The organism is Catalinimonas alkaloidigena (assembly GCF_029504655.1).
GTDB classification, from domain to species: Bacteria; Bacteroidota; Bacteroidia; order Cytophagales; family Cyclobacteriaceae; genus Catalinimonas; species Catalinimonas alkaloidigena.
The window spans coordinates 277,541-297,555 of sequence record NZ_JAQFIL010000001.1; the positions used below are offsets into that span (position 1 = coordinate 277,541).

13 protein-coding genes are annotated in these 20,015 nt (G+C 39.9%); 6 read left to right on the forward strand and 7 right to left on the reverse strand.

The features are described 5' to 3' along the window. On the reverse strand, positions 1 to 1,749 hold the full coding sequence (locus OKW21_RS01160) for a phytanoyl-CoA dioxygenase family protein (RefSeq protein WP_277476524.1): 1,749 nt from the start codon (positions 1,747 to 1,749) through the stop codon (positions 1 to 3). Between the two features lie 57 nt (positions 1,750 to 1,806). Between OKW21_RS01160 and OKW21_RS01165 the strand changes: the two genes are divergently transcribed. From OKW21_RS01165 to OKW21_RS01190, 6 genes are all read left to right on the forward strand, one after another. Next, positions 1,807 to 3,249: a 3' terminal RNA ribose 2'-O-methyltransferase Hen1 gene (locus OKW21_RS01165; RefSeq protein WP_277476525.1), complete on the forward strand. Its 1,443-nt coding sequence runs from the start codon at positions 1,807 to 1,809 to the stop codon at positions 3,247 to 3,249. A gap of 9 nt (positions 3,250 to 3,258) precedes the next feature. Next, positions 3,259 to 5,832, forward strand: a complete 2,574-nt coding sequence (locus OKW21_RS01170; RefSeq protein ID WP_277476527.1) for a polynucleotide kinase-phosphatase — start codon at positions 3,259 to 3,261, stop codon at positions 5,830 to 5,832. Positions 5,833 to 5,840: 8 nt separating this feature from the next. After that, positions 5,841 to 6,599: a nucleotidyltransferase domain-containing protein gene (locus OKW21_RS01175; protein ID WP_277476528.1), complete on the forward strand. Its 759-nt coding sequence runs from the start codon at positions 5,841 to 5,843 to the stop codon at positions 6,597 to 6,599. Between the two features lies 1 nt (position 6,600). Then, a complete protein-coding gene (locus OKW21_RS01180) occupies positions 6,601 to 7,653 on the forward strand; it encodes a nucleotidyltransferase domain-containing protein (protein ID WP_277476530.1) in 1,053 nt (350 codons plus the stop codon). A 225-nt stretch (positions 7,654 to 7,878) separates the two neighbouring features. After that, the gene (locus tag OKW21_RS01185) at positions 7,879 to 10,263 is read left to right on the forward strand and encodes a T9SS type B sorting domain-containing protein (RefSeq protein WP_277476531.1); all 2,385 of its coding nucleotides are present in this window, start codon (positions 7,879 to 7,881) and stop codon (positions 10,261 to 10,263) included. Between the two features lie 130 nt (positions 10,264 to 10,393). Beyond that, on the forward strand, positions 10,394 to 11,182 hold the full coding sequence (locus OKW21_RS01190; protein ID WP_277476532.1) for an IS5 family transposase: 789 nt from the start codon (positions 10,394 to 10,396) through the stop codon (positions 11,180 to 11,182). Between the two features lie 68 nt (positions 11,183 to 11,250). Here OKW21_RS01190 and OKW21_RS01195 read toward each other — a convergent pair whose 3' ends face one another. From OKW21_RS01195 to darT, 6 genes are all read right to left on the reverse strand, one after another. Further along, complete coding sequence (locus OKW21_RS01195; protein WP_277476533.1) at positions 11,251 to 11,472, reverse strand: virulence RhuM family protein; 222 nt, start codon at positions 11,470 to 11,472, stop codon at positions 11,251 to 11,253. 47 nt (positions 11,473 to 11,519) lie between these two features. Then, complete coding sequence (locus tag OKW21_RS01200; RefSeq protein ID WP_277476534.1) at positions 11,520 to 12,278, reverse strand: metallophosphoesterase; 759 nt, start codon at positions 12,276 to 12,278, stop codon at positions 11,520 to 11,522. 168 nt (positions 12,279 to 12,446) lie between these two features. Beyond that, positions 12,447 to 15,413: a type I restriction endonuclease subunit R gene (locus tag OKW21_RS01205; RefSeq protein WP_277476535.1), complete on the reverse strand. Its 2,967-nt coding sequence runs from the start codon at positions 15,411 to 15,413 to the stop codon at positions 12,447 to 12,449. After that, on the reverse strand, positions 15,413 to 18,070 hold the full coding sequence (locus tag OKW21_RS01210) for a sacsin N-terminal ATP-binding-like domain-containing protein (protein ID WP_277476536.1): 2,658 nt from the start codon (positions 18,068 to 18,070) through the stop codon (positions 15,413 to 15,415). Before OKW21_RS01210 ends, OKW21_RS01205 begins: the two co-directional genes overlap by 1 nt. Positions 18,071 to 18,306: 236 nt before the next feature. Continuing rightward, complete coding sequence (darG, locus tag OKW21_RS01215) at positions 18,307 to 19,365, reverse strand: type II toxin-antitoxin system antitoxin DNA ADP-ribosyl glycohydrolase DarG (protein ID WP_277476537.1); 1,059 nt, start codon at positions 19,363 to 19,365, stop codon at positions 18,307 to 18,309. Between the two features lie 3 nt (positions 19,366 to 19,368). Then, positions 19,369 to 20,013 carry a type II toxin-antitoxin system toxin DNA ADP-ribosyl transferase DarT gene (darT, locus tag OKW21_RS01220; protein ID WP_277476538.1) on the reverse strand — a complete coding sequence of 215 codons (645 nt, stop codon included), beginning with the start codon at positions 20,011 to 20,013 and terminating at the stop codon, positions 19,369 to 19,371. Positions 20,014 to 20,015 lie beyond the last annotated feature (2 nt).

The following is a 20,015-nucleotide window of genomic DNA, read 5'->3' on the forward strand; positions in this document are numbered from 1 at the left end:
TTAACGGGTAAACATAACTGCTTCCTTCTCCCCCCACTCAAAACCATTGGATAATTCACTAGAGGCAAATTCCAGGTGGATGACTCTTCTGGATTGAGCATTGGTGGTTTTTTGGGAGGCGTGGAGGGTGAGGGGTTTCATGAGGTGGATTCCTCCTGCTTCTACTTCACAGTATGTTGGCGTTTTGGTTTGACGAAATTGTTCAATTTGCTGATGATCCCAAATGCCAAAATGAGACTTTGGATATACGTGAAGTGCGCCGTTCTCAGCGGTAGTTTTATCCAAATGAATGCGGATGGTATACATGTTCTTCAAAATATCTACGGGTGGCCTGACACTGATCACGCCCTTCTTGCTGGTCCATCCTGAGTATCCTTCGGTTTCTATTTTCTCTTGAACATTGATGGGGACATCCTGATGCCAAGACACGTACCAATTGGAAGTAGATGGTTTGTCAAAATAGATGGCTTTGCAGAGGAAATAGTCTTCTCCCATACCTTCTTTGATGAGGGTATGTAGCTTAAGGTTGAAAATATGTTCCTTCAATACAGGAAGTTCTTGCAGCAACTTTCTGATGGCGAAAACTTCAGTGCTGTTTTGTCCATCCACACTGGCTTTGTAACTATCTAATATCCGGCACATTTGCTCTACTTCTTTTGTAGTGTAGATACCATCCAGTACAGCAGTACCCCTGCGGTCAACTTTTTTAATGGTTTCTTTAGCTACTATGGGATGAAGGTCATAGGTGTACAATTGGTGAGCCATGGCTACTCTTTTTTTAAGACTACGAAACAGTCGGGGAGGGTTTAATATTTTGATGGTTTCACCATAGCCTAAAAGCTCCTTTTCTAACTCAAAATTCAGTTGCACATCCAGCGTAATGATACCTCCTCCGGGAAGTTTCTGTTTGAGTTGCTGAGAGTGATGAATAGGTTTGGTCAGAATATAGGGTAAGTGCTTCTGTTCTACGAAGATTTCAACATGTTCAGTACTACCGTTTATTTCCACACTCACACCTACCACATCTTTAAAATAGGTCTGTAAGTCATGTTGAGTATTGGGTATGTATGGAGCGTTGCAGGGAGCAATGTCAATTACCCTATCCAGGGCTAATAATAAAGGTAATTGCCTTTTCCCTTTAAAGCCCAGTACAAACCAGCGGTTACGAAATTCTTTCAAGAGCTGTGCATGAAAGTCGAAACTCTGAGGATTACGGGCTTTAAATGACTGATAGGTAAGATGTATTGCTTTTTTCTGAATGATTGCCTGATATAAATCGTCGATGAATTCCAGCCCTTTTACATTTTCGTTGGTCTCAAACTGGATGACAGACTCTTGCTTGGTTTTTTCAGTATAAACTCTGTCTTCCAGCTTTTGCACCATGCCCGATAAATCATGGAAATGGCTAAAGCCCTTGAACTGCTTAAGAATTTCAATGACTTCAGTTAGCTTGTTTAAATCCTTATCGGTAAGAGGAATATTGGTGATAGAGTAATATGGATCTTCATAAGTATAGTATTTCCTATCAGTTACCACGATAGGCGCATTATACCCAAGCTTTTCACTGCGCATCATTTGCAGGTCCAACTGCACAGTTCTGGTACTTACACCTTTCTCAATACCCTCATATTCGTAAAGAGCTTCGGAACAAGCTTCTACTAAATCTTCCAGTGTCCACTTACGAAAGCGGTTGCGCAGACATTGGTCAATGGTTTTGTAGCGTATGAGTGCATTTCTGTTAACAGGCATAAGCAAAAATTTTATCAAAAAAGTGAAATTTTTTCTACTACGCAAAAAGATTGCGTAGTGACTGCTTACACTTGTATCATTGATGAAGAAGATGATAAAAAGATGTTACTAACGATTTCAACTACATATTTGCTCGCTACCGATTTAGGTTATCTGTTGCACAAACATCCGGATCGCCTGCAAGAGGTAGCTCTTTCCAGTGGCAAAGCACATATTTTCTATCCTGAAGCAAATGAAGATAAATGCACCGTCGCTCTGCTGCTGGATATTGACCCTATATCATTGGTCAGGAATGCCAGAAATACGGCCAGTGAAGGCTTTACCTTAGGGCATTATGTCAATGACCGGCCTTATGTAGCCTCCTCTCTGATGAGCGTAGCAATTGCCAAAGCTTTTTCCACTGCGATGAACGGTACTTGTGCGAATAGGCCTGAAGCAGTAGATAAAGTAATGCCCTTTGAGGTGAGTTTATCAGCTTTGCCTGCACCAAAAGGAGGAGAGTTGCTGATCAGAAAACTGTTTGAGCCACTGGGATATGAAATAGTGGTAGAAAGACAAACACTGGATGAGATCTTCCCGGAATGGGGAGAAAGCAAATACTATCATCTCAAACTTACAGGTCAGACTCGTTTACAGGATCTACTTTCGCATCTGTACGTGCTGATCCCGGTATTGGATAATGATAAGCACTATTGGGTGAGTGAAGATGAAGTCAATAAGTTGCTCAAAAAAGGAGAAGGTTGGTTGAGCAACCACCCTGAAAAAGAGCAGATCATCAAACGCTATTTGCTCAACATTGGCAGGTTTACCAAAAGTGCTTTAGGGCAGTTGCTGGCTGAGGACACGGTAACAGATGAGGAAGACTCTGAAGAAGATGATGTGACAATCAAAAGAAAAGAGACCCTGCATCAGGAGAGGCTAAAGCAGGTCTTAAGTGAGCTAAAAGCATCTGGTGCTAAGTCAGTTTTAGATCTGGGTTGTGGAGAAGGAAAGTTGCTCAGGATGCTGCTTCGGGAGAAGCAGTTTGAAAATATTCTGGGCATGGATATCTCGTATCGCTCACTGGAAAAAGCAAAAGAGAGGCTTCATTTTCAGGAAATGGCTCCCAGACAAAAAGAAAGGATTAATCTGATTCATGGAGCACTGACTTATAGAGATAAAAGACTGGAAGGCTTTGATGGCGCAGCATTGGTTGAGGTCATTGAGCATTTAGATGAAAACCGATTGGCTGCACTGGAAAGAGTGTTGTTTGAGTTTGCAAGACCGACTACAGTTGTGCTTACTACACCCAACCGGGATTACAACCAGCTTTTTGAATCGTTGGAATCTGGTGCTTTTCGTCATAGTGATCATCGCTTTGAGTGGAGTAGGGCTGAGTTCAAAGCCTGGGCTGGCAGAGTAGCTGAAGCTCATGATTATGAAGTGAATTTTAAAGCTGTAGGAGAGGAGCATCCTAATTTCGGAGCACCTTCCCAGATGGCAATTTTCAACTTAAAGTAGCAACCAAAAATGAATATTATAAAAATACCAGAACTTTCTCTAGTAGCCCTAATTGGTGTATCAGGTTCAGGAAAATCTACTTTTGCCAGTAAGCATTTTAAGGCTACCGAGGTGATTTCTTCTGATCGGTGTCGGGCAATAGTATCAGATGATGAGAATGATCAGTCTGCTACACCTGATGCTTTTGATCTTTTGCATTTTATCGCTGCCAAACGACTCAAAAACGGATTTCTTACCGTAGTTGATGCGACCAACGTGCAGGAGGAAAGCAGAAGAAAGTTGGTGCATCTGGCTAAAGAATATCACTGTTTACCCGTAGCCATTGTACTGGATTTGCCGGAAGATGTATGTCAGGAAAGAAATGATCAGCGTAGCGACAGAAATTTTGGCAAGCATGTGATTCGTCAGCAACGCTCACAATTAAGAAGATCACTAAAAAAGCTGAAAAGAGAAGGCTTCCGTCATATCCATATTCTGAAATCTGCTGAAGAAGTAGAGAGCATAACGGAGGTTGTCCGTGAAAAACTCTACAATGATAAAAAAGAGGTTCACGGTCCATTTGATATCATCGGAGACATACATGGTTGCTATGAGGAGTTGGTTGCCTTACTTGGCAAACTAGGGTATGTACTGGAAAATACTCAAGATAATGGAAGTAACTTCGGTCTGGAAGTAAGCTCTCCCGAGGGTAGAAAAGTAATCTTCCTGGGCGACTTTGTGGATCGTGGCCCCGCATCTCCTGCGGTATTGAAGCTGGTCATGAATATGGTGCGTGCTAAGGTTGCCTATTGTGTGCCTGGTAACCATGATATGAAGTTGCAGAAGTATCTGAAAGGTAAAAATGTACAACTCAAACATGGGTTGGAAAAAACAGTAAAGCAGCTTTCTTCTGAGTCAGAAGAATTTCGCATGGAAGTGAAAGAATTTCTCTATAGCCTAGTAAGTCACTATGTTTTTGATGATGGTAAACTGGCGGTAGCGCATGCGGGAATCAAGGAGGAGATGCAGGGCAGAGGCAGTGGTGCGGTAAGAGCTTTCTGCATGTACGGTGAGACTACCGGAGAGATTGATGAATTTGGTTTGCCAGTACGCTATGACTGGGCATCTGAATATCGGGGTAAAGCTATGGTGGTGTACGGGCATACACCCGTACCCGAAGCGCAGTGGCTCAACAGAACGATTGACATAGATACCGGCTGTGTGTTTGGTGGAAAGCTAACGGCTTTGCGTTATCCTGAGGAAGAGTTGGTTTCAGTGGATGCTTTACAAGTATATGCTGAATCTGCCCGTCCTTTGCAAGCAGTCTCATCTTCTTTGAATCAGCAGCAGGAATATGATGATTTGCTGGATATGGAAGATGTGTTGGGGAAACGGATCATCAGCACCCGCTTGAGAAATAATGTGACCATCAGAGAGGAAAATGCAATGGCTGCCTTGGAGGTGATGAGTAGGTTCGCGGTGAATCCGAAGTGGCTTATTTATCTGCCGCCCACCATGTCACCTACCGAGACGAGTGAGCATCCTGATTATCTGGAAAGACCGGAAGAAGCATTAGAATTTTATCGCAGGCAAGGCATAGAGAAAGTGATTTGTGAAGAAAAGCATATGGGTTCCAGAGCGATACTCGTAGTGTGTAAAGATGAAGAAGTTGCTGTAAAGTGCTTTGGCATAGAAGGAGAAGGGATAGGCAAATGCTATACCCGTACCGGAAGAAGCTTTTTCAATGATCTGGCAGATGAAGAGGAGTTTTTGAGCAGAGTCAATGCTGCGCTAACAAAAACTGACTTTTGGGAAAAGTTTGATACGGATTGGGTTTGTCTGGATGCTGAGTTGATGCCCTGGTCGGCCAAAGCACAGGCACTCTTACAGGAACAGTACGCTTCAGTAGGAGCCGCTGCGAAAGCCTCTTTGTCCGCTACTGTAGAAGTACTTTCTTCAACGACTACTCGTCAGGTAGAAGGTATAGATGCTTTACTGGAAAAGTATATACAGAAGCAGGAGATGATCAAGGATTACCGTACAGCTTACCGTCAGTACTGCTGGCCGGTGAAAAGTATAGCAGATTACAAATTAGCCCCTTTTCATATTCTGGCAACTGAAGAGGCTGTACATATGGATAAATCGCATGAGTGGCATATGCAGCATATTCAGGAGATTTGTCAGGGAGATGAAGAATTGCTGATGGCAACCCCTTATCGGATTGTAGATTTCAGTGATGAAAAATCACAGCAAGCGCTAGTCCATTGGTGGGAAGACTTGACAGAAAAAGGAGGGGAGGGCATAGTCATCAAACCTCTGGATTTTGTCAGTCATGGCAAAAAAGGAGTGGTGCAGCCAGCGATCAAATGTAGAGGCAGAGAATATTTGAGGATTATCTACGGACCAGAATATACGGCTCCTGAGCATCTGGCAAGGCTCAAAAAGCGTGGGTTGTCTAGCAAGAGATCGCTGGCTATGCGAGAGTTTGCGTTGGGATTAGAAGGATTAGAAAGGTTTGTCAAAAAAGAGCCATTACGCCGAATCCATGAATGTGTGTTTGGAGTGCTGGCGCTGGAAAGCGAACCCATAGATCCAAGATTATAGACATGAATATGAAAAAGAATATCATCAACAAATTGAAAGCTATTGAGAAGGAATACCAGGTAAAGATCCTGCACGCCTGCGAGGCAGGTTCTCGTGCCTGGGGTTTTCCTTCTCCTGATAGTGATTACGATGTCCGCTTCATTTACAGGAAGCAGACAGATGCTTATCTCTCACTTTTCAAAAAGAGTGATGTGATCAATTCTGAGATAAGGGGAGATTTTGATGCTGGTGGGTGGGACATTGACAAAAGCCTGATGTTATTAGCTAAGTCTAATGTCCCGTTAATGGAGTGGATATATTCTCCACTGGTGTATTTTACAGATCAGCCTTTTCTTGAAAAACTTAGGAGCTTAGCGGAACGGCATTTTGCACCAGCAGCGGGTTTTTATCATTATCAAAGTATGGCTAAAAAGTACCATTCACTTTGTGATGTGGATAGGTATCGGTTGAAGGATCTTTTTTATGCACTGAGAACAGCTATGGCGGCATATTGGGTGGTGCTGTACCAGACTTTTCCACCAGTCAATTTCACAGAAATGCTCAAAGACTTATCCTTGCCTTCTGAGGTTTTAAAAGAAATTGATGCACTAAGAGTGTTAAAGTCAAACAAAGAAGAGTCTTATAAGCATCCATCCAGTGAAAAACTCTTGACTTTTCTTGAGGAGTTTATTGCAAGCAATGAGCAAGCGAGTAAAGCCTTAAACGCTCCTGCAAAGGATATGCATTTGCTGGATAGTTTTTTTAGAGAAACGGTGAAATCAGATTGAGATGACAATAGAGGAAATGAAGGAAAGAGGTTTACTGCTGCTGGAATGTATCAGCGGCAGTAAAGCCTATGGCCTGGCTACCGCTGAGTCGGATACCGATATCCGGGGTGTGTTTTATCTGTCTAAAGAACAGTTTTATGGCATGAACTATATCCCTCAGTTGAGTAATGAAAGTAATGATATCGTATACTATGAGTTGGGGAAATTTGTAGAACTTCTAGCCAAGAACAATCCTAATATTCTGGAATTGCTCAATACTCCGGAAGACTGCATACTCTATAAACACCCTTTTATGGAGCAGATTAGGGAAGAGGTATTTCTATCCCGTTTGTGTCAGCAGACCTTTGGTAATTATGCCATGACACAGGTAAAGAAAGCCAGAGGGTTGAATAAGAAGATTCTTAACCCGGTAGAAAAAGAAAGAAAGTCCGTACTTGACTTTTGCTATGTTGTGCAGGGGCAGGGATCAGTGCCAGTGAAGGATTTTCTTACTAAACACCAGATGAAGCAAGAAGACTGTGGTTTATCCAGCATTGCGCATATGAGAGAAGTGTATGGTATGTATCATGATCCGAAGCACCCTTATAAGGGTATTGTCCAGAGCGAGAAAGCCAATGATATTTCTTTGAGTTCTATTCCCAAAGAAGCTAAGCCGGTAGCCATCATGTCCTTCAATAAATCTGGCTATTCTTCTTATTGCAGAGATTACCGGGAATACTGGGAGTGGGTAGAAAAGCGAAATGATGCCCGCTATCAGAATACGCTTTCACACGGCAAAAACTACGATGCCAAAAACATGATGCATACTTTCCGGCTGCTAGCGATGGCAGAAGAAATAGGCAAAGAAGGTACGGTCAGAGTTAGGCGACCCGAACGTGACTTCTTACTAAACATCAAAAAAGGGTCTTTTGACTATGAAGCATTAGTAGAACAAGCCGAGCAGAGAATCAACGAAATGGAAGAAATCTATCAGCTGTCTCCTTTACCAGAAACTCCTGATTTAGAGAAGGTTGAAGCATTATTGGTGAGGATGAGAGATGAATTGTATTCCTGATCTCAAAAGAGCTCTTTGACTTTATAAGTAACTAAGTATGTTATTTGCCTAAATTTGTTGAGAAGTGATATTTTACTCTTCAGGCCAACTTGATAAGTTGGTAGTTTAGATTATAAAAGACATCGTTAAAAAGCTTACCTAACTCAGGGTTTAACTGAATCTTAGTATTTTAAGGCTTCAACTTTGTTTTCTTTTGCATAGGTCAAGTGTGTCCTTAAAAAGTAAATGAAACAAGTTAAATCCGAGAAGGCTATTCCGAATTTTCTTTTTGTAAGAATTACCCTTACAATCTTTGTGCATATGGTATACTTATCTATGTATGCACAAATACCTAAAGAAGTGAACATGGTAACCGCTCCTGATCCACAGCATAACCACCATTTTGGATTACCAGTAAGTATAGAAGGAAATTATGCTATTACTGGTGCAAATAATGATGCAACCAATGGTACTGGATCAGGCGCAGCGTATATTTTTAAGAAAGATGGAGAAAAATGGAGTTTTCATACTAAGCTTTTAGCTCCTGATGGAGTTCAAGGAGATAGTTTTGGAGAAGCTGTGAGCATTTACGGTAATTTTGCTATCGTAGGTGCTTCTTTTGATGACGACTTAGGTTCCAGATCTGGTTCAGCATACATATTTTATCGTGATATGGGTGAATGGAGATTTCACTCAAAAATTCATGCTTCTGAAGGTAAAGCAGATGAAATGTTTGGAAATTCTGTAAGCATACATGGTAACTACGCTCTAATTGGTTCAAAGGAAGGTGCTGCCTATGTTTTTGTGCTTCAAGGTGATAATTGGATTCAACAAGCTAAACTAACTAACCCGGATGATAATATATGGGCGGCACGTTTTGGTAGCTTTGTTAGTTTGGATCAAAATTATGCCATAGTTAGTGCGTATCGAGAAAATGAGGACTCAGGTGCTGCCTATATCTTTGCACGTAATGGAGAACAATGGACTTTTCAAGCTAAACTAACGGCATCAGATGCAAGTGAAGGAGCTTCTTTTGGAATTTCGGTAAGCATTGAAGACCCTTATGTTGTAATCGGAGCATTCCGAGATGATAACACAGCTGAAAATGCTGGAGCAGCCTATATATTTCTAAGAAATGGAGAAGACTGGATACAGCAAAAAAAAATAATTTCTCCCGATGGAGATAAGAATGACTGGTTTGGAGTAGGGATAAGTATTAGTGGCAACTATTTATTAGTAGGTGCTGATAGGGATAGTGAGTTGGCTTACAAAGCTGGTGCAGCTTATCTATATCACCGCGAAGGGAGCGATTGGAAGTTGCAAAGCAAGATAATGGCTTCAAATGGAAAGGCAAGTGATGTGTTTGGACAATGGCTTTCAATAGATCGTAAAAATATTATGATTGGTGCTAATTCGTCTGATATTTTTATCGACAACTTCACCTATTATAACGATGCAGGTTCAGCATACTTTTATAAACTGGATACTCTTGTAGTTGATGATGATTGTGAAAAATTTAACCTATATATGGACCTTGGCTCTGATACCTTATTGTGCCAGAATGCTGAGATCACGTTAGATGCAGGAATTGACAATGTTGCTTATTGGTGGAGTGATGGGCAAACGGATAGAAAAATATCTGTAAATGAACCGGGAAAGTATTGGGTATCAGTTTATAAAGATGGCTGCTTTGCCTCTGATACAATCCATATTGATTATTTAAATGTGGATCTTGGAAAAGATTCTCTTTTTTGTGGAGAAGTAGATCATATCTTAAGAGTTGATAATAGGGATGTAAGCATTCAATGGAGTACAGGAGAGATAGGTTCGGAAATACGTATTACTCAACCTGGCATATATTGGGTAGAAGTGAGTAATGGCACCTGTACTGTAAAAGATAGTATAAATGTTACCCTTTTACAGAAACCTGATCTTGGGCCGGATACTCTTTTATGCGATTCTCAGAAACAAGTTCTTAAAGTAGGGGGGAATAGTGGGGGTATTCTATGGAGTACTGGAGATACTACAGCACAGATTTCTGTTACATCTTCTGGATTGTATTGGGTGGAAGTACAAAACGGAAGTTGTGTAGTGATGGATAGTATAAATATAGATTTCAAATATACTCCTGAAGTATTGCCTGAATCAATAGATACATTAGTATGTGAGGGTGAAGTTTTTGAGTGGGATGTTTATTTAGAAGGCTTTCAGCAGGTATGGAATGATGGTAGTTCTTCTCCTTCTAGAGACTTTAGTAAATCAGGAAGATATACGGTTTTTTGGGAAAATGAATGTATGTCATTTACTCGAACACTTAATCTAGAAACAGAAAACTGTAATTGCGATATCTTTATGCCTAATGTTTTTACACCGAATGCTGACGGGAAAAATGATTTCTTTCAACCTGAACTTCATCATAATATTACAGATGCTACTCTCAAAATCTATAACCGTGTAGGCAAGCTTATATTTATCAGTAATCAGACTCCTTTCTGGAATGGAATCTTGAATGGTGTAGAAGCACCTGCTGGAAATTATTATTGGACACTGGAATATTATTGTTCTCAAAATGCTAAGACAATAAATTATCATCAAAAAGGGTGGGTAACCCTTCTTAGAAAAAAGAAGTAGCTTGTTATTACTTTTCTTTAAAGTTGTTTGGGTTGAGAACTTTAGTGAGTTTTTTAGAGCGTGTTTGAAAATATGACTTAAAGAAAACAGGTGTCAGTATCTTTGGGTAAAAAATCAAATTTCCTACAAGATGAACAATTACCCAAGCGATTTAACCGACACCCAATGGCAACTTATCGAAAAGATGTTTGATCCCCAAGAACGAAAGCGCAAAAGAAAGCATAAATTGAGGAAGATACTCAATGCGATATGGTATGTGGTAAAAGGGGGTGTTCAATGGCGTATGTTGCCCAGGGATTTTCCTAAGTGGCAGACGATCTATTGGTATTATCAAAAGTGGCGAAAAAACGGCTTTTGGGCTTTGTTGCACGATACGCTTAGTAAATTAGTACGTAGAAAAGTAAGGAAACATGATGCCCCTAGCGTAGGTATTTTTGATTCTCAAAGTGTCAAGACTACTGCTAATGTTGGACAGCGAGGCTATGATGTGGCTAAGTGTGTTAAGGGTAGGAAACGCCACGTGGTGGTAGATACACTGGGATTGATCCTAGCAGTTGTCGTCCACCGGGCTGATATTGATGAGCGCCAGGGTGCTAAATTTTTGCTACAACGGCTCGCCCAACACGTTTTCCAGTTTCATCGTTTGCAAGTATTCTTTGCTGACCAAGGGTATGGTGGGGATAAGATGAAAGAATGGGTACGCAAGACATTTCGTCATTTGGGCTGGACGTTACAGATAGTCAAAAAAATTCACCCCAAGAAATTTGAAGTATTGCCGAAACGATGGATCGTCGAGAGAACATTTGGCTGGTTCAATAACTACCGAAGGTTGGACAAAGACTACGAATACTATCCAAAAAACTCGGAGACAATAATTCAATTAGACATGATTCAACTGATGCTTAACAAACTTGACTAAATATTCTCAAACACGCTCTTAGAATCATGTCACTTATCTTTTTGTGTAACACAAATAGCCTTAAATATTTAATTTAATAGGCCCTTGGTGTCAGTTGTTGCAAATTTTGCAACAACTGAATTTCTTTTTAGCTCACCTTCTTTAAAAACATTAGCCAGGTGGCGGGAAATAACAGACTTATCCCGGTCAAAAAGCTTGGTCATTTGATCTAGAGATAGCCACATAGTATCCTGCTGTAGGCGGACCTGTATTTCAGTAGCAAATATTTCTATAGGATTGTTGTTACCCATAGCTGAAAGATAAGAAATGGGTAACTGTATCTGATTTTTAGATCATGTTAAATTTTGACAATAGCATTTCTTCTGAAGCTATGATGCTCGTGATGGTCAACATATCCAAGTTGATTGGTCAGCATCAAGGTTTTGCCAATTCTAAATTCAGGTATATTTCTATGACTATGGCCATAAATCCAGGCATCTATATTAAAATCCATGATCATAGGTGTTAGATCTACGCAAAACGCCTCATTCAGTTGGCTACCTTTAAACTCTTCAGCATTACATAATTCACTCGGCAGGTGGTGGCTAATGACCAATTGTTTTTTTGTGCTCTTTACCTGAAGCTCATGCTTCAAAAATTCTAGAGAAACATTATGGAGGTAGTTATAATGATCAATGGTAAGCCGTTGCTTCTGGAAATAAATCCTACGGAAATCAACCATCCCAAAGAGGATAGCTGGAATATTCTTTTCTATTCTGGACCAGAGGGTAGTAAAAATCAATCTGATATTTGGTTTTTCAATGACACAGTTATTAACCAACCATACATTGTCTCTCAAAGGCTTTTTTAATGCCCCTGAATGTAGCTCCACATCATAGCCCCCATAATACTCATGATTACCAGGAAGAATATAAGTTTCTGTAAAACTCTGAGAAAGGTAATCTAAAAATATCAGGTTCTCAAAATCTTCATCCAGATAAAAAAGATCTCCAGCAATAATCATAATTTCACCCTCAGCTTGGATTGGGTTCTCTTTCAACCACTTTTTGTTAGCATTGAATTCTAAATGTAAATCTGAACAGTACTGGATAGTCATTTGAGTACAAACTTACATATAATTCCTAGAGAGAAGAGGATCTTAGTCTTCAAATATTTGATTTTCAGTATTCTGAGCATAATGTTAAAGTCAGTTTTATGCAATTTCAATCTCCAATAAAGCTTGTGAAGCGCTTTTGGAAATCTTTAGGTTAGTTTACCATACATGTTAATAATACTCCTTAATATATCCGTAAGCCCTATCAAAAAGGACTTGGTCTTTATGGAGCTTATATTTTAGCAGGGCTTTGCGTAGGGATTTTTGTACCTCCCGTTCACCAGAGGCGGTACTCTGCCAGCCGGGGAAGCTTACTATCCGTACGATAGAATCTATATCTCCTACAATTCTTTCTACAACAGCGGGAGTTTGCTCAGTTTTTAACTCCATAAACAACTCAGTAAGTGCTGCTTGGGGAGATTTTTCCTGTACTTGCTGACTTACTTCTTTTTCTGCCTGAACGGTTTCCTTAGCCAGTTTGCAAAGTTCCTTAACAAACTCTATGGAAGTAATCAATCCTTGCTCCGCTTTATCTCTTAGTTCTTCCAAGCGTTCACTTAGCTTTTTAAATTGAGGGTTACCCGCATGCTTTTTAAAACGCTTGATCAGGATCTTCTCTAACTTCTTAGCATTCTTGGGATCAGGGTTATTGAAAATATCCTCTATCACATCAGCATCTAATACGAACTCTTCCAGGTGATGAACCTCTCCAACATGGATGTTATCATGAATCAGCTTAGTTGTTTGTGCCCCCAGGGAGAACCATAATAGTTTGCCAATATTATCAGAAGCCGGACGTACAGATTCAAATACCTGAGATAGCCATTGATAGTCTTTCAAATAAACATCTAAAATTCTATCCGGAGATAAGGATTCCCAGAGCTTAGATAAGTATTTATAATCTTTTGCAAAGGCATCCTTCTTATCATCTGTATTGATTGCATCCTGGGCTTTTTCCAATCCTTCAAACCCCTCTACAGAACGATCAACCCCATCAAAATGACTTAATGTATTTTTCATTGCTTCCGGGAGTTTAGCTCTTAATTCTGACAGGTTAGTGATCACTTCTTTGACACTTTTTTCATCAAACTCCAGGGCTTTGGCCATATCATCAAATACCCCAAAATAGTCTACGATCCTGCCAAAATGCTTGTTGGGAAACAGGCGGTTAGTGCGGCAGATGGCCTGCAAAAGCGTATGATCTTTGAGGGATTTGTCAAGGTACATGGTTTGCAGAATAGGAGCATCAAAACCAGTCAGCAGCTTGGCAGTAACTATGATAAACTTAAGTTCAGAATCTGGATCATTGAACTCTTCTACAATTTTTTCCTGCTGACTTTTATCTACTGCCCATTTTTGCTTGAACTCCAGATCATCATTGGCTGAAGTAGAAATAACTACCTTGCTCACAGTAGTTGGAAAATGCTTATCCAATTCTTCTTTATACTGTACGCAAGCGAAGCGGTCAGGAGTAACAATCATAGCTTTAAAGCCTTGTGGCCCTACCTTTTCCCTGAAGTGCTTTGCTATATCCTCTACAATCTTACCCACCCGCTCAGGAGATTTTAGGAAGGCAGCCATCTTAGCAGATTTCTTATTCAATGCATCTGCTTCTTCATCAGTGAGGGCACTGCTTTCTTTAAATTCCTGAAAGGCTTTATCAATGGTCTCTTTGTCAACGTGAATATCAACTAGCCGGGGTTCAAAGTGTAGGGGTTTGGTAGCTTCATCTCTGATGGAATTCTGAAAAGTATAGCGAGACATATATCCTCCCTGATCTTCTTCAGAACCAAAAGCCCAAAAGGTATTCTTATCCGCTTTATTAACTGGTGTTCCTGTTAGTCCAAATAAAAAGGCATTGGGTAAAGCAGCTCTCATTTGTCTTCCTAAATCTCCTTCTTGAGTTCTATGGGCTTCATCTACCAGTACAATGATATTATCCCTGGCATTCATATTGGGTTTAGCATCACGAAATTTATGGATCATGGAAATAATGATCTTGCGGGTATCTCGTTCCAATAAGGTTTGGAGTTCACTGATACTATCGGTTGTCTCTACATTGGGAACATCTGAAGCACTAAAGGTACCACTTATTTGAGTGTCAAGATCAGTACGGTCAACCAATACAAGTACGGTGGGGCTTTTTAATTCTTGGCTTTTGCGAAGCTTTTGGGCGGCAAAAACCATAAGGAGTGACTTACCTGAACCCTGAAAGTGCCATATGAGCCCTTTTTTTATTCTTCCTTCTTTTACTCTTTCTACAATTTTATTGGCTCCTTCATACTGCTGGAAGCGGCAAAGGATCTTGACCCTTTGCTTTTTCTTATTCGTACTGAATAGGGAGAAGTACTGCATAATATCCAATAGGCGTACTGGACTCAAAAGGTCAGAGAGCTCCTTACCAATTTCTCCCAAGCCTAACCGCTTGGAAAGGGCACCATCATCACCTTCAATCCTCCAGGGAGCCCAGAATTCTAAAGGAGTACGAACAGCGCCATAAAAAAGCTCCTTACCCTCGGAAGCAAAAGATAAAATGTTGGGCACAAAAAGTTGAGGTATAGCATTTTCATAAATGCTATGTATCTCATTGGCTCCATCTAACCAACTTACTGAGGGTCGGATTGGTGTTTTAGCTTCACCCACTACTATGGGTATGCCATTGATCAAAAGTACTACGTCCGGTATCTTGGTTTCACGATGGTGAACTCTGTACTGATTAGTGATAACGTAGCTATTCTTTTTTTTATCATCAAAGTCAATCAAGTGCACCGGTACGTGCCGGTTGTTTTTACCAAAAGGCATGGTCTTTTCTCCGCACAGCCATTTAAAGAATTCCTCGTTAGCTTTGACTAGGCCTATCTGATTTACAGAAATTAGAATAGCTCTTAGCTTATAGATTACCTCATCGGCTAATTCATGATGCTCAGCAATTTCAGGATTAAGCCGAATGAGGGCCGCCTTGAGTTCAGACTCTACTAGTACCTCATTGACTCCTCTGGAGAGTTCTTGTGCAGATTTATAGATCCAATGGGCTCCGTAGGGCACGGACTGTTCTTCTGCTTTCCCATTATTGAGATTAACCCCACTTAATTGGTGAATGATATAATGTTCTACGCTGTTGAGTTCGCTGAATGACATTATTTAATTGCTTCGTGAATTTTTGTTTTCAGTTCTTCAAAGTCTTTACCCAAAGGATCAATATATTCCTGTCGGATATGCACTTTCATGCTAGGATCTTTGATTTTTAGTTTAATAGAGTCCATTGATTTTACAATTTCATCCACAACTCTAGATTTATCTACTTCACTAATCACATCTTTTCCAATTTGGTAATTACAAATGATATTGTTTCGCAGGTACTCTTCAGTAATGCTATTTTCTGGTGGCCTTCTGATTAATAGAAGTGCATAGTTGTTTGGGTTATCCTTAGCCTTTCGTGCCTGATGAATCCCCATTTTTATAGGTTCTGTATTGTTTTCTTTTATTGATTTTAGTTCAATAAAATATTGATTTAAAGGGTGAAGCTTATTTCTAATAAGGATGTCATAATCTCTTTTACGATCCAAGCTAGCTTCATAAGACGGAAGTTCTCTTTTGAAGACATTATTCAAAATTTGTTCTACATTTTCACCAATCTCTTGTTTAAAAACCCTTTCTTCTTCTTCTCTAGCCAAATCTCTTGCCGACTCCAAGACTTCATCAATTCCAGCAGTCTTTGACAGATTGGCTAATTCAGACATTTTATTGATGTTTACGCCCGAATTACCTATTGCCACCATTGAATTGATATCCTCGTTAGTAAGTGAAGATTCTGCCAGTTTAGAAAGAGAGGCTAGCTTCCCGCTTTGAACTATACTGAAGGCTTTATCCCGATCGTTTTCATTAAATGTTTCCAAAAAGAGTTGCGGACGATGGCTTGCAAACCATTTAAAATGTTCTTTTAGTTCTTTTTCAGGTAGATCGGATTCACGTGCCCATTGAAATGTAAGCCTCAGTGCTTTTAGAAAATTGGGGGCTTGCTTGTTGCCCTGGTATTCACTGAATGAGTCATCAATTGCTTTTGCTAAATCACGGGTAGTTTTTTCTCTTTTCCCTTCGAGCAGATTAGCAATATTAATTTCAGGATGAACTAAAATTTCCTCGAAATCCTCTTTTGTCATTAAACGATAGACTTCAAATAAAGAGCTATCAACATCATTATTCCAGTAGATAGAGTCCTTTCTTCGTACAAAATTCCCAAGACGATTTGGAATAATTGCATACTTATCTAGCAGATCAGGGTCTTTCTGTAGAACAAAATTTAGAACCATATTGAACCAGGAATAATTTGTTGTCTCAGCTGCTATAATTTGTTCTAATGAACCAAGTTCTGACAGTTCTTTAACAAAATCCTCTAAAGAATAACGTAAGCCAGGGAAAATTGAAAAATCTAAGTTTCTATTCCAGTTGAGATAATCAGCATTTTTTGGTAAGCTTTCAGAACGGAGTGGACAAACTAAGTCATAGTAATTTAAGAGGTCTTCTTCGGAATAAGCGTCCTGGGGAGCATAAGGTATTATTGTATCATCAAGCTTGATCCAATCATCAGTAGTTTTTACGATTTTAGTAGCTAAGTACGTTGCCTTAATTTTATCAATGACTTCTGTTTTATACCAGGCTCTTTCTTGCTCTGTCTTGAATGATGCAGTTGGCCATTTAACTAAACAAGACCAGTTTTCAATCCTTTCTTCAGAAAGTGTTTCTAGTGCCTGACTATGAGCAATGACAGCATCTTCAAGAATGGTTCTGTTTTCTGTATCGTTAACTGTGAGACTTATTCCATCCCGCTCTAAGTGGGGGACAAACTTTTTGCTGTTTAATACTAAAGGAAAACTAAAAGCCTCCGTGCCAATCATTGGAAGTGAACAAAACAGCTTAGTAATCCCATTGGGATAGGGAATAATCCTATTGTTCTCAACTCGAATAACTAGTTGTGCATCATTTTTATTAAAAAGACGTAATAGGATAGAGTCGAAAAGGTGTTCAAATTCAAAAACATTAACTATAACAGATTTAGAGTCATCTGACGATTGTGGCTTGAATATTCTATTTGTATAAGCAATACGATCAGTATTGCTATTGTGGATGGTTACAGATTTAATCTTGGGCATAAAAGCCAAGGTATAGGGAAGGACATCGGCTATATATTTAAGGCCTTCTTTTACCACTTCTTTTGAATCTATATTCGGAAGTGAAGTATTGAGATCATAAGTGAATTTAGTATAAAATTCTCCTGGTTGATAAGTGATTGGCTTAATGCTTTCATCCAACTCTTTAGAAGTTTTGGGAATGGATATCTTAAGTGCTTCCTTATCATCGTAGGCTGTGCGATTCAGTGTGAAGTGAAACTTCAAATATTGATCGGTTTCTCTTTCTGATTTCATCACACCTTCTACCTTTACAATAGGAGAAACCACATGGGTAGAAATAAATCCAGTTCCAAACTGCCCAATCATATCCTGCTCACGTAATTCATCTGAGTCTTTTCCAGAGTCTGGCGCAATCAAATTCTCAGCATCAGAAGGCCGAAAGGGATTGCCATTGTGCATGAAGATAAGACGATCTTCATAAACTTCAAGACCCACATCCACAGAGTCATTGTAATCACTGGCATTTTGTAATAACTCCCAAAACCAGCGATGTTGAAGATCATTTACATTGCTTGGGATGGGACGAAGTTTTTCCATTAACCTTTTGGCTGGGATATTTAATCTATTCTGCTCTCTTGCCTCCCTTATTTCGTCTTGTATACTCATGGTTTAATTATTTCATACTTTATTCTTTGACATTTGGTATTCAAATCTATTTCACAGAGTTGGGGGATAATAAAATGCTATATTCTATCAATTTCGCTAAAAGCCATGATGGAGTATTTTTACGCACACATAAGTATATCATTTTTTGAAGAAAAAATAATGCTTTTTGTGAGATAAAGTAATCTTTTTGAGATTATTACCTAAAAGTAGGGAGAGGAAATGAAAGGCTACTTGGATTATACCATAAAAGCCTTCTCGCTTTGGTATTGCTTGAGGTGTTGATACGCTATTTCTACGTATTCTTTTTTGAACATTTTGGTCTTGCGATCAGACCACTCTGCTATTTGTGGAAGGAGTTCTTCTGCTGAGGCTTGTGGATTGTCTTTTAGTAGAAAATCTACGGATGCGAGTAGTTCAAGGGAGAAGGCTGACTCAAAACCATCTATGAGCTTTAGTAGGTCCTGAAGGCGATTATATTGCTCATTGCTGAGCTTGGTATGAACATACTGATTTACCTCCTCAAAGAGCTCATAATTGAGCAGAAGAGGCTCAAAAGGTTTGGCATTCTTTTGCTCCATACCCTGTATGTACTTGCCATTAAGATGATAAAGCACATGCCCTACAGCAGGGGAGTAGGGGCCATAATAGCTGGGAGTAAAATCTAACTTATTCAGTTGCTGTTCACCCATTCTTTGTAAAAAATAGACCAGTTTATTGGCTACAAATAGACTAGTCTCTTCACCTAAACGTTCGTACTGGAACATGGTAAAAAGCAACATAGCCCTGGCAGGAGTGAGTTTAACTTCCTTTGCAGGAGACTCTTTTCTTAATTGTGCTTTGATGTTAGGATTAGGCTCATATACCAGTACCTCCGTACCCAACGGAGCGAGATACTGTTCTATCACCGCTTTTACTTTATCCCACTTCAAGCCGCCATTGCCACAACCTAAGGGGGGGATAGCAATGCTCTTAATGTTGTTAGCTTTGAGATCGGAAGCCAGGGTTTTTAGGCCCTCCTCTACATATTTATAGCTGGATTTGCGGTAGTAAACGGTTTTGGTAGGGAAGTTGACAATCCACTTCTCCCCCTGGGGGGTGAGCTCTTTTACCCACAGCAGTTTACCGGGTACTAATTCTTTTTGCTCGCAGGCTTTTTTGTACGCCCGAAAGTTCTCTGGAAAAGCTTCCTTAAACTGCAAGGCAATACCCTTTCCCATAATACCCATCGTATTAACGGTATTCACAAGTGCCTCAGTAGGGGCATCTAAAAGGTTACCTTGGGTATACTGGATCATGGGCTAATAATAAAACATTTCATTTGGGTTTACAAGTACCTCAATTTCCAAACCATATTTGTTTACTTCCTGTTTCACCCACTCTGCTTTATCTTCAGTATAAGTAATAATATGGGTGATGCATTGAAGAGGTACATGATCTTTTACTAAAAACTCTGCCTGCTTTCGCCGCATTCTGTCCCGATCATCTGCCGTGTTTTTCCATACCCTTTTGTATACGATATCCCAATCTACTTTATCCAAATCGGCTTTGTCAGTATAGAACTTAGTTAACTCTTTTTTAGCATGGCCATCTGTGAAGACATAAGTGCATTGGCAAGGTTCTATTTGATCTAAGGTAGTGCGGAGATAAATAATATCTTCCTGAGGGAGCTTTTTGATGCCTCTATGACCACTTATGATATTAAGTAGCATAGGAGAAAGCGTACCAAAATAAAAGGGTATGTAGTCACCTACATTTCCGTAGCCAGATAACTTTATTGGATATTCAGTGCGTTTTCTGATAAGGTCAGAATCACCAATTTCTACATAATTGGGATCGAAATGAGGACTTTTACGAGTATAAAGCCCATGCTCCAGAATATGAGGCAGGTTCCGGTAGTGTACCAGCCTGTAAAGCCTTACGATATCTGGAACTTCTCCGGGCATAC

Bases quoted from the DNA above. Each gene is read 5' to 3' on its own strand.
- OKW21_RS01200 (WP_277476534.1), bottom strand. From the start codon at position 12,278: ATGACTATCCAGTACTGTTCAGATTTACATTTAGAATTCAATGCTAAC.
- OKW21_RS01175 (WP_277476528.1), top strand. From the start codon at position 5,841: ATGAAAAAGAATATCATCAACAAATTGAAAGCTATTGAGAAGGAATAC.
- OKW21_RS01160 (WP_277476524.1), bottom strand. From the start codon at position 1,749: ATGCCTGTTAACAGAAATGCACTCATACGCTACAAAACCATTGACCAA.
- darG (WP_277476537.1), bottom strand. From the start codon at position 19,365: ATGATCCAGTATACCCAAGGTAACCTTTTAGATGCCCCTACTGAGGCA.
- darT (WP_277476538.1), bottom strand. From the start codon at position 20,013: ATGCCCGGAGAAGTTCCAGATATCGTAAGGCTTTACAGGCTGGTACAC.
- OKW21_RS01170 (WP_277476527.1), top strand. From the start codon at position 3,259: ATGAATATTATAAAAATACCAGAACTTTCTCTAGTAGCCCTAATTGGT.
- OKW21_RS01180 (WP_277476530.1), top strand. From the start codon at position 6,601: ATGACAATAGAGGAAATGAAGGAAAGAGGTTTACTGCTGCTGGAATGT.
- OKW21_RS01195 (WP_277476533.1), bottom strand. From the start codon at position 11,472: ATGGGTAACAACAATCCTATAGAAATATTTGCTACTGAAATACAGGTC.
- OKW21_RS01205 (WP_277476535.1), bottom strand. From the start codon at position 15,413: ATGTCATTCAGCGAACTCAACAGCGTAGAACATTATATCATTCACCAA.
- OKW21_RS01185 (WP_277476531.1), top strand. From the start codon at position 7,879: ATGAAACAAGTTAAATCCGAGAAGGCTATTCCGAATTTTCTTTTTGTA.
- OKW21_RS01210 (WP_277476536.1), bottom strand. From the start codon at position 18,070: ATGAGTATACAAGACGAAATAAGGGAGGCAAGAGAGCAGAATAGATTA.
- OKW21_RS01190 (WP_277476532.1), top strand. From the start codon at position 10,394: ATGAACAATTACCCAAGCGATTTAACCGACACCCAATGGCAACTTATC.